The following is a 10,012-nucleotide window of genomic DNA, read 5'->3' as shown; positions in this document are numbered from 1 at the left end:
ATCGTGGCGGTCGGGGACCATCCGGTCGCCGCGGTGCTGGACGCGGCCGTCCGGGAGGCCGAGCTGCGCGGCAGCCCGCTGCGGATCGCGCACTCCTGGTGGGAGCCGCCGGTGGAGAGCTTCGGCGCGCCCGCCCCGCTCCCGCCGCTGGATCCGACCCCGGTCATCGAGGCGCTCAGGGAACGGCTGGACGGCGAGCTCGCCCCCTGGCTGGACGGGCCCGGCGCGTCGCTGACGATCGTCCAGGGGCATCCGCGTGAGCTGCTGACCGGGCTGTCGGCGGGCGCGTCCCTGCTGGTCACCGGCAGGCACGAGCATCCGGGACGCCATCTGCGCGCCCTCGGCTCGGTCGCCCACTCGGTCGTCCATCACGCGGCCTGCCCGGTGATGGTGGTCGGGAGCTAACGCACCGCCCGCTGGGGCACCCGGGACGGGTGGGGCCGGTCGGTGGCCTCCAGCAGCGGCAGCACCCGTGCCCGCACCAGCTCCGCCAGCGCGATCACGCTGGTGGTCCTGACCACGGCCGGGATCCGGTTGAGCGCCAGCAGCACCTCCTGGAGGCCCTGGTGGGAGGGGGCGGCGACCCGGCAGTGCAGGTCCTCCTGGCCGGTGGTGGCGTGAGCCTCCAGCACGGCGGGCAGGGCGTGCAGATGGTCGGTGACGTCGTCCAGCGCGCCCTGCGCGATCTGGAGGGTGACGAACGCCAGCACCGGATAGCCGGCCTGCTCCAGATCGACCTCGGGCCCGTACCCCCTGATCACCCCGGCGGCCTCCAGCCGTTCCAGCCGGGCCTGGACCGTCACCCGCGAGGTGCCGGTGAGCCGGGCCAGCTCCAGATAGCCCGCCCGCGGATGATCGGCGACGGCCCGCATCAGCCGCATGTCGAGCTGATCGAGATTGGTTGGCTGATCGGGCACCTGGACCACCTTGACGCGCCGTTTGCTTAGCAGAATGCATAGTTGGTTATGGACAGCTTGTCATCGTGGGCAGATGACGGTCAAGGTGGGGGTGTTCAGCGAGGAGAGGCACGTCACATGACCCAAATGATCAATGAGGATCAGCTCGTCGGGGCCGTCGCCCACGATTTCTCGGCCGACGCGTTCCCCGTGCGAGGGCTCGACCACGTGCGCTTCCTGGTCGGCAACGCCAAGCAGGCCGCCCACTACTATTCGAGCGCCTTCGGCATGACCTGTGTCGCCTACCGGGGGCCGGAGACGGGCAGCCGTGAGGCGGCCGAGTACGTCCTGACCTCGGGCAAGGCCAGGTTCGTGCTGACCGGCGAGGTGCGGGCCGGCTCCGCGGTGGGCGCTTCGGTGGCCGCCCATGGCGACGGGGTCGCCGATCTGGCGCTGGCCGTCCCGGACGTCGACGCGGCCGTCGAGCACGCCCGGCGCACCGGCGCGACCGTGCTGGAGGAGCCGCACGACGTCAGCGACGAGCACGGCACCGTCCGGCTCGCGGCGATCGCCACCTACGGCCAGACCCGGCACACGCTCATCGACCGGTCGAAGTACGACGGCCCGTTCCTGCCCGGCTTCGCCGCCGCGGAGCCGATCTTCCGGGCCAAGCCCGAGTCCCACCCCAAGCGGTACTTCCAGGCGATCGACCACTGCGTCGGCAATGTCGAGCTGGGCCGGATGAACGAGTGGGTCGGGTTCTACAACCGGGTCATGGGCTTCACCAACCTCAAGGAGTTCGTCGGCGACGACATCGCGACCGAGTACTCGGCGCTGATGTCGAAGGTCGTGGCCTCCGGCGACCACCGGGTGAAGTTCCCGCTCAACGAGCCCGCGATCTCCAAGCGCAAGTCGCAGATCGACGAGTACCTGGAGTTCTACGGCGGCCCCGGCGTCCAGCACATCGCGCTCGCGACCGGCGACATCGTCGCCTCCGTCCGCGCCATGCGCGAGATGGGCGTGGAGTTCCTGGAGACCCCCGACAGCTACTACGACACCCTGGGCGAATGGGTGGGCGACACCCGGGTCCCGGTCGAGACGCTGCGGGAGTTGCGGATCCTCGCCGACCGCGACGAGGACGGCTACCTGCTCCAGATCTTCACCAAGCCCGTCCAGGACCGCCCGACCGTGTTCTTCGAGCTGATCGAGCGGCATGGCTCCCTGGGGTTCGGGAAGGGGAACTTCAAGGCCCTGTTCGAGGCCATCGAACGCGAGCAGGCCCGCCGTGGGAACCTGTAGGCGAGGAAAGCTGTAGATGTCGTACTACCGGCGCGTCGGGAGCATCCCGGCCAAACGTCACACCCAGCACCGCCGGCCCGACGGCGGCCTCTACTACGAGGAACTGGTCGGTGAGGAGGGGTTCTCCAGCGACTCCTCCCTGCTGTACCACGGCGGGGTGCCCTCGGCGCTGTCGGACGCCCGTCCCTGGGAACCGCCAGGCGACGGGCTCACCCTGAACAGCCCGCTCATCCCGCGCCATCTCCGGCTGCACGAGCTGTTCAAGGAGCCGGCCGACGTCGACGCGGTGACCGGACGGCGGGTCGTGCTCGGCAACGCCGACGTCCGGATCGCCTACGTGGTCGCCGGCGCGGCCTCCCCGCTGTACCGGAACGCGATCGGCGACGAGTGCGTCTACGTCGAGTCGGGCACGGGCGTGGTCGAGACGGTGTTCGGCGCGCTGCACGTCGCCGACGGCGACTACGTGATCATCCCGCGGGGGACGGCGCACCAGTGGGTGCCCACCCCCGAGCTGCGGCTGTACTGCATCGAGGCAAGCAGCCACATCACGCCGCCGTCGCGGTACCTGTCGAAGTACGGGCAGTTCCTGGAGCACGCCCCGTACTGCGAGCGCGATCTGCGCGCGCCCGCCGAGCCGCTGCTGCGCGAGGGCTCGGACGTCGAGGTGTACGTCAAGCACCGGGGCGGCGGAACCGTCCACGTGCACGCCCGGCATCCGTTCGACGTGGTCGGCTGGGACGGCTGCCTGTACCCCTACGCCTTCAACGTCCGCGACTTCGAGCCGATCACCGGCCGGATCCACCAGCCGCCGCCCGTCCACCAGGTGTTCGCCGGGCGCAACTTCGTGATCTGCAACTTCGTGCCCCGCAAGGTCGACTACCACCCGCTGTCGGTTCCGGTGCCGTACTTCCACTCCAACGTCGACAGCGACGAGGTCATGTTCTACTGCGGCGGCGACTACGAGGCCCGCAAGGGCTCGGGGATCGGGCAGGGCTCGATCTCGCTGCACCCCGGCGGCCACACCCACGGCCCGCAGCCGGGAGCCGTCGAACGGAGCCTCGGCGCCGAGTCCTTCGACGAACTGGCCGTCATGGTCGACACCTTCGCCCCCCTCCAGCTCGGCGCGGCCGCCGCCGACTGCGAGGACCCCGCCTACGCTTGGACGTGGAATGTTCGACGCTGAAACCCTGCCCTACGGAGTCTTCTCCACCCCCGACCGGCCGGAGGCCCGCAGGGTCGGCGTCGCGACCGGCGCCGAGATCATCGACCTGTCGGCGGCGGAGATCCCGCACGCCGAGTTGTTCGCCGGCGGGTCGCTCGACGCGTTCCTCGCGGCGGGCCGTCCCGTCTGGTCGGAGGTCCGCGCCGCGCTGCTGGCCGGGGCGGACGGCCCGCGGGTGCCGCTGGCCGAAGCGACCCTCCATCTGCCGTTCACGGTCGCCGACTACGTCGACTTCTACGCCTCCGAGCACCACGCCACGAACCTCGGGGCGCTGTTCCGGCCCGGCCAGCCGCCGCTGACGCCGAACTGGAAGCACCTGCCGATCGGCTACCACGGCCGTTCCGGGACGGTCGTGGTGTCGGGCACCGAGATCCGGCGGCCGTCCGGCCAGTCCAAGGTGGGCGAGATCCTCGCCTTCGGGCCGTCGGCGCGGCTCGACATCGAGGCGGAGCTGGCGTTCGTCGTCGGGACGCCGTCGCCGGGGCCGGTGTCGGTGGACGACTTCGCCGACCACGTCTTCGGGGTCTGCCTGCTCAACGACTGGTCGGCCCGCGATCTGCAGGCCTGGGAGTACGTGCCGCTCGGCCCGTTCCTCGGCAAGTCGTTCGCCACCTCGGTGTCGCCGTGGATCGTCCCGCTGGAGGCGCTCGAGCCGTTCCGGGTGCCGGTGCCGTCGCGCGAGACCGAGCTGCTGCCCTATCTGCGGGAGTCCGCGGACCGGGGGCTCGACCTGCGGGTCGAGGTCCGTCTCAACGGCCACCCGATCTCCCGGCCGCCGTACGCCTCCACCCACTGGAGCCCGGCGCAGATGCTGGCGCACATGACCGTCAACGGGGCGACGCTGCGCACCGGCGATCTGTTCGCCTCCGGCACGATCAGCGGCCCCGAACCCGGCCAGGCCGGCTCGCTCATCGAGCTGACCAGGGCGGGCGCGGAGAAGCTGACCCTCCCCGACGGCTCCACCCGTGCCTTCCTGGAGGACGGCGACGAGGTCACCCTGTCCTTCACCACCCCGGCCGGCGCCTATCTGGGCGAGGTCACCGGCCGTATCGTCCCCTGAATCGTCCCCTGAGTCTCAGGACGCGACGAGTGCCGGGCGGGCGTGGAGCGCGGCGGAGAACGCGTCGGTGACCTGGTGGAGCTGCGCGGCGGACGCGGCCTCCACCTCGACGCGCGTGCCCGCCGTGATGTGCTTGTCGAGCACGAACCAGCCGGGCACGACATGGTCGGCGCCGAGCGAGGTGAGCACCGGGCGGAGCGCGTAGTCGAGGGCCAGGACGTGGGCGGGCGTGCCGCCGGTGAGGACCGGCAGCACGACCTTGCCGGCCAGCGCGAACTGCGGCAGCAGATCGAGCAGCGACTTGAGCAGCCCGCTGTAGGCCGCCTTGTAGACGGGGGAGGCCACGACGACCGCGTCGGCCTCGGCCATCGCGGCGCCGACCGCCGCGATCCGCGGGTCGCCCGCGTCGGCGGCCAGCAGCTCCGCGGGCGGCAGCTCGCGGACCCGGACCTCCTCGACGGTGTGGCCGTCGCCGCGGAGCCGTTCGGCCAGATGCCCGGCCAGCGCCGCGGTCTTCGACGTCGCGGACGGGCTTCCCGACAGAACCAGGATCGTGGACAAGGGGGGCCTCCAAGGCGGGTGATACCTGTATTTCCTACTGGTTTAGTTGGATAGTACCTCACCATTCGGTCACGAGCCATAGCCGTTCCGCGGGTGGCGTTGCTTTGTGAGATCAATTTCGGTACATGTCATCTCATGCGTGCTGTGGTGGTGTGTGGTGTGGTGGTCGCGGCGCTGTTCGTGACCGCTCGTGCGGAGGCGGCACCCGAGGAGAACTGTTCGCAGTACGACAGCCAGGAGGTGGCGGGCGGCTACCTGATCCAGGCCAACCGCTGGAACTCCAACGGAGAGCTCTGCATCACCTCCGACGGGACCGGGTTCACCGTCTCCAAGAGCACCATCACCCCGGGGAACATCCCGGGCCCTGGCCCCGGCGGCTACCCGAACATCGGCACCAAGCCCGACGACCCGCGGCTGCCGATCAAGATGACGGAGCTCGGCGAGGCCTCGACGAGCTGGGCGGTCAACGCGCCCGACTCCGGCGCCTACAACGCCTCCTACGACCTGTGGTTCCACCCCGACGCCGGAGCCTGCGCCGGGGTCATCAGCGACGCGCGCTCGCTGGAGGTGATGATCTGGCTGAAGCGTCCCGGGCTGAACCTCCCCGAGGACTGGCTGTCGGGCAAGGGCGTCACCATCGGCGGGGTCCTCTACGACATCTACCACTTCACCGGGCCGTCCGGTCAGTTCGCGCTGATCTACGACATGGTCCAGCCCGTCTCCTCGGTGACCGATCTCAAGCTCGCGCCGATCGCCGTGGACGCCGCCGAACGCAGCCCGATCGAGACCACCGGCTCGCTCTGCCGCGTCCAGGCCGGATTCGAGATCACCGACGCGGCGCCGGCGGGCCTGGGCGTCACCTCCTTCTCCTTCGACCCCAAGGGCACGACCACCAGCGGCTCGCTGCTGCCGAAGCTCGCCGACCCGGTCTGGGCCGAGGAGTTCGACGGCCCCGCGGGCTCCGCGCCCGACGCGAAGCGCTGGACCTCCCGGACCGGCGACGGCTCGACCCTCCAGTACTTCACCGACGACCCCGCCAACGCGAAGATCGTCAAGGACGGGAAGAACAGCTACCTCGCGCTGACCGCCCGCAAGAACAAGAACCCCGGCTACAAGTGCGCGCACCGGCCGGGCGGGCTGGGTGCGGGAACCTGCGCGTACACCTCGGCCGAGCTGTCGATGAAGGAAGGCGCCACCACGTTCGGCCGGGTCGAGGCCCGGATCAAACTGCCCGGCGGCACCGGGGTGCTGCCCGCGTTCTGGCTGCTGGGCACCGAGGGCAAGTGGCCCGACAGCGGCGAGATCGACGTCATCCAGAGCCTCGGCGACGCCGGCTGCCTGCTCTGCAGCACCCTGCACGGCCCGGACGGCTACGCCAGCGACGGCAAGGTCTCCTCCGGCCTGACCAACGACCAGGTGTCGAAGCAGTTCCACGTCTACGCCGTGGACCGGCGGGCCGACCGGGTGCAGTTCAGCATCGACGGCCGGCCCACGCTGACCGTCACCAAGGACCAGGTTCCCGAGGGGAGCTGGGTGTTCGACAAGCCGATGTACCCGATCCTCACCTCGCTGGTCGGCGGCCCCGCCGCCCACGACCCGCTGCCGACGACCGTGTTCCCGCAGACCATGCTCGTCGACTACGTCCGCGCCTACCCGGCCACCGCCACCGCCGACGCGGCGCCCGAGACGCCGAAGCCCGGCCCGTCCGGCTCGCCCGCGCCGACCACCGGCGCGCAGCCGCAGGGCCAGACCGTGCTCAACGACGACTTCGGCGGCGGCGACGGCTCCGCCTGGCAGGTCACCAGCGGCCAGTGGCAGCGCCGCGACGGCGTCGGCTGGACCAACAGCACGATCTTCCGCGCCAACACCGCCCGCCACGACTTCACCGACGTCGCGGTGACGGCCAAGGTGCGGCATCTGGGCTTCACCGGCGGGAACGCCGACACCGACGGCATCCACCTCTGGCTGCGCCACGTCGACCAGTACAAGCTGTACGTCGTGTCGGTGAACCGGCGCGACAACCGGATCGTCATCAAGAAGAAGCTGCCGGGCGGCCCCGACCCCGCCAACGGCGGCACCTACTACGAGCTGGGGAACACCGGCTACCAGGTGCCGATGAACGCCTGGCAGACCTTCACCGCGACCGCGAAGAACGTCGACGGAGGGGTGCGGATCACGGTCTCCAAGGACGGCCGAGAGCTGCTGAGCGTCCTGGACAAGGGCACCGGCGGACCGCCGATCACCGAGCCGGGCGCCGTCGGCGTGCGCGCGGACAACATCACCTTCGAGACCGACGAGTTCCAGGTCAGGCCCGCGCCCTGAGCCCCGGGGTCAGTCCTTCTTCAGGGCGCCGATCATCGCGGCGATCTGGGTGCGGGAGCTGAAACCGAGCTTGCCGAGGATGTGCTCGACATGAGCGTCGGCGGTACGTTTGGAGAAGACGAGGCGTTCGGCGATCTGCCGGTTGCTGAGTCCTTCGGCGACCAGCCCGGCGACCTCGCGTTCGCGCGGGGTGAGCGGGCCGAGCGGGCTGCCGTCCCCGGCGTCCAGGAGGGGCGGCGCCCATCCGCTGGGCGCGCGCTCCCCGGCCAGCGCCACCAGCTCCGCGACGGGCATGACCGTGCCGAGCGCGTAGACCTGGGTGAAACGGTCGGCGCCCAACGCGGCGACCAGGGACTTCTCCGCCTCGGTCCTGCGGCCGATCAGGCTCCGGACGCCCCACAGCGTGGTGCCGACCTTCCGCCAGAGGGCCGCGGCGCCGCCGAGCAGGGTCGCGGCGAGCTCATGCTCCTCGTGGGCGCAGGCCGCCCAGCCCAGGAACTCCATCGTGGCGGCGACGCCCATCATCTCGCCCTGTTCGAGTGCCGACGGCAGCACCGTCCGGCCCAGCTCGCGGCTGGCGTCGAGCTCGCCGAGCGCCCAGAGGGCGAGCACCCGGGTGATGAGCAGGTAGTTCCGCGCCCAGCGTTCGTGGGGGAGGTGCGCCAGATCCCGCAGGCCCTGCTCGATGTCGTCCAGCGCCTTCGCCGGTTCGCCGTGAGCCGCGTGGTAGATGGCGGTCTGGATGCGTCCCGCGGCCCGCGGGAAGAGGTCGTTCGACTCTTTGAGCCGATGGCGTGCCTGCTCGAACACGAGCATCGTGCGCGTGATGTCGGGGTCCCACATGAGTAGTTCGTAGGCTTCGACGGCCGCGGCGCGGGCCCGCAGGAAGTCGTCGTCGAGGAGTTCGGCGACCTCGCGGCAGCGCCGGATCGTCTCGCCGACCGTACGGTCGGACTGGATGAGGCCGTAGTAGGAGCTCTGGTAGAGGGAGAGGCCCTGTTCGAGGGAGGGCTCCGGCTCGGCGGCCAGCGCCTTGTCGATCCAGCGGCGCGCCTCGGTCAGCCTGCTCTGGCCGAGCCACAGCCCCCACAGCCCGTTCACCAGGCGGAGCGCGGCCTCGTCGCCCGGATGGGCGATCGCGAAGTCCATGGCGAGCCGGAAGTTGTCGAGGTCGGCGGCGAGCCGCTCGCCCCAGGTGAACTGCTGGTCGCCGAGCCACTCCGCACCCGCCTGGGCGGCCATGCGCAGGAAGAACTCCTGGTGCCGCCGCGCGTACTCCTCGGCCCGGCCGCTGAGCTGCAGCCGTTCGGCGCCGTACTCGCGGATCGTGTCGAGCATCCGGTAGCGGTACTCGGCCACCCCGTCGACGCGCTGCACCACCGACTTGTCGACGAGCGCGCCGAGCAGGTCGATCACTTCCCAGTCGTCGAGGGCGTCACCGGCGCAGACCTGCTCGACGGCCGCCATGGTGAACCCGCCGGCGAACACCGACAGCCGCGCCCACAGCTCCTGCTCCAGCGGCGAGCAGAGCTCATGACTCCACTCGATGGTGGTGCGGAGCGTGTGGTGCCTGGCCTGGGCGGACCGCACCCCGGTGAGCAGCCGGAACCGGTCGTCGATCCGGCGCAGGATCTCCTCCAGCGGAAGGGTCCTGAGCCGGACGGCCGCCAGTTCGATCGCCAGCGGAATGCCGTCCAGACGTCGGCAGAGCGCGACCACCTCCGACCGGTTGTCGTCGCCCAGCATGAACGTCGGCACGGCGGCCTTGGCCCGCGCCACGAACAGGGCAAGGGCGTCGTTGTCCTGCTCGGTCGCGTTGGCGTCCGGCTCGGGCATCGGCGGGATCGGCAGGACGAACTCGCCGGGCAGTGCCATCGGCTGCCTGCTGGTCAGCAGCAGGGTCAGCCCCGAGGAGTGGTGGACGAGGATGTCGACGAACATGGCCATCGCGTCCACGAGGTGTTCGCAGGTGTCCAGCACCAGCAGGGCGCGCTTGTCGGCGAAGTGCGCGATGAGCTGGTCCATCGGCTGCTGCGCCGCCATCTCGGGCAGCCCGATCGCGGAGGCGACCGTGTTGGGCAGGAACTCGGCGTCGCGCAGACCGCTCAGCTCGGCGATGGTGACGCCGTCGAGGAAGTCGAGCGAGAGCTGGTGGGCGGCCCGCAGCGCGACCCTGGTCTTGCCCACGCCGCCGGGCCCGGTGAGCGTGATGACCCTGGCCTGGGAGACGGCCCTGCGGACGGCCTCGAGCTCCGCCGCACGTCCGATGAAGCCGGTGGGCTCGTGCTGCGCCCCGGATCTCGCCCATCCCCACTGCGTCACACAGGCCAGAGTCTCATCTGCCCGGGCGTCGTGGGTGGACGATCTGAGAATTGACATACCGCTGCGTAACGGGATCAACACCCGGAATGCTGGAGCCATGCACGTGACCGAGCGGCCGCGCCATCGCAAACCGGACCAGCCACGCCCGCGGCTGCGGATGGTGGTGCCCGTCCTTCTCCTCCCGCCCGTCGTCCTGGCCGGGGCGGCGCTGTACCTGCACGGCGGGGACTCCTCGCGGCGGCAGCAGGCCGCGCCGGGACCGGGACGGCCCGTCCCTTCGCCGGGAACCCTGGCGGCGGCCCCGTCGGGGTTCGCGCTCGATCCGAAGGC

9 protein-coding genes are annotated in these 10,012 nt (G+C 71.0%); 6 read left to right on the top strand and 3 right to left on the bottom strand.

Annotation, left to right across the window (positions count from 1 at the left end; all coding sequences use genetic code 11):
- Positions 1-405: universal stress protein (locus ACYVE7_RS21310; RefSeq protein ID WP_460366736.1), on the top strand; the 405-nt coding region annotated here is incomplete at its 5' end.
- On the opposite strand, the gene ACYVE7_RS21305 is transcribed toward ACYVE7_RS21310, so the two are convergent.
- Positions 402-917 carry an Lrp/AsnC family transcriptional regulator gene (locus ACYVE7_RS21305; RefSeq protein WP_460366735.1) on the bottom strand — a complete coding sequence of 172 codons (516 nt, stop codon included), beginning with the start codon at positions 915-917 and terminating at the stop codon, positions 402-404. The two genes, ACYVE7_RS21310 and ACYVE7_RS21305, sit on opposite strands and share 4 nt — an antisense overlap.
- 126 nt (positions 918-1,043) lie before the next feature.
- Here ACYVE7_RS21305 and hppD point away from each other — a divergent pair, with 126 nt between their 5' ends.
- From hppD to fahA, 3 genes are read left to right on the top strand one after another with little or no spacing between them, the layout of a single operon-like run.
- The gene (gene hppD / locus ACYVE7_RS21300) at positions 1,044-2,195 is read left to right on the top strand and encodes a 4-hydroxyphenylpyruvate dioxygenase (protein ID WP_460366734.1); all 1,152 of its coding nucleotides are present in this window, start codon (positions 1,044-1,046) and stop codon (positions 2,193-2,195) included.
- A 16-nt stretch (positions 2,196-2,211) separates the two neighbouring features.
- Positions 2,212-3,378, top strand: a complete 1,167-nt coding sequence (locus ACYVE7_RS21295) for a homogentisate 1,2-dioxygenase (RefSeq protein ID WP_460366733.1) — start codon at positions 2,212-2,214, stop codon at positions 3,376-3,378.
- Entirely contained in the window at positions 3,365-4,477 is a 1,113-nt protein-coding gene (gene fahA / locus ACYVE7_RS21290) for a fumarylacetoacetase (RefSeq protein WP_460366732.1), read from the top strand. The genes ACYVE7_RS21295 and fahA overlap by 14 nt, the downstream gene beginning before the upstream one ends.
- 15 nt (positions 4,478-4,492) lie before the next feature.
- Here the strand turns inward: fahA and ssuE are convergent, their stop codons facing one another.
- Positions 4,493-5,038: an NADPH-dependent FMN reductase gene (ssuE, locus tag ACYVE7_RS21285; protein ID WP_460366731.1), complete on the bottom strand. Its 546-nt coding sequence runs from the start codon at positions 5,036-5,038 to the stop codon at positions 4,493-4,495.
- 135 nt (positions 5,039-5,173) lie between these two features.
- On the opposite strand from ssuE, the gene ACYVE7_RS21280 reads away from it, so the two are divergent.
- Positions 5,174-7,360 carry a family 16 glycosylhydrolase gene (locus ACYVE7_RS21280; protein ID WP_460366730.1) on the top strand — a complete coding sequence of 729 codons (2,187 nt, stop codon included), beginning with the start codon at positions 5,174-5,176 and terminating at the stop codon, positions 7,358-7,360.
- A gap of 9 nt (positions 7,361-7,369) precedes the next feature.
- On the opposite strand, the gene ACYVE7_RS21275 is transcribed toward ACYVE7_RS21280, so the two are convergent.
- Positions 7,370-9,682: an ATP-binding protein gene (locus ACYVE7_RS21275; RefSeq protein WP_460366729.1), complete on the bottom strand. Its 2,313-nt coding sequence runs from the start codon at positions 9,680-9,682 to the stop codon at positions 7,370-7,372.
- A gap of 97 nt (positions 9,683-9,779) precedes the next feature.
- Between ACYVE7_RS21275 and ACYVE7_RS21270 the strand changes: the two genes are divergently transcribed.
- Positions 9,780-10,012: hypothetical protein (locus ACYVE7_RS21270; protein ID WP_460366728.1), on the top strand; the 233-nt coding region annotated here is incomplete at its 3' end.

It is taken from the genome of Actinocorallia lasiicapitis (assembly GCF_054778695.1).
Note: the sequence above shows the minus strand (reverse complement) of the source record. Positions and strands in the feature narration are given on the sequence as shown.

Bases quoted from the DNA above. Each gene is read 5' to 3' on its own strand.
- fahA (WP_460366732.1), top strand. From the start codon at position 3,365: ATGTTCGACGCTGAAACCCTGCCCTACGGAGTCTTCTCCACCCCCGAC.
- hppD (WP_460366734.1), top strand. From the start codon at position 1,044: ATGATCAATGAGGATCAGCTCGTCGGGGCCGTCGCCCACGATTTCTCG.
- ACYVE7_RS21280 (WP_460366730.1), top strand. From the start codon at position 5,174: ATGCGTGCTGTGGTGGTGTGTGGTGTGGTGGTCGCGGCGCTGTTCGTG.
- ACYVE7_RS21295 (WP_460366733.1), top strand. From the start codon at position 2,212: ATGTCGTACTACCGGCGCGTCGGGAGCATCCCGGCCAAACGTCACACC.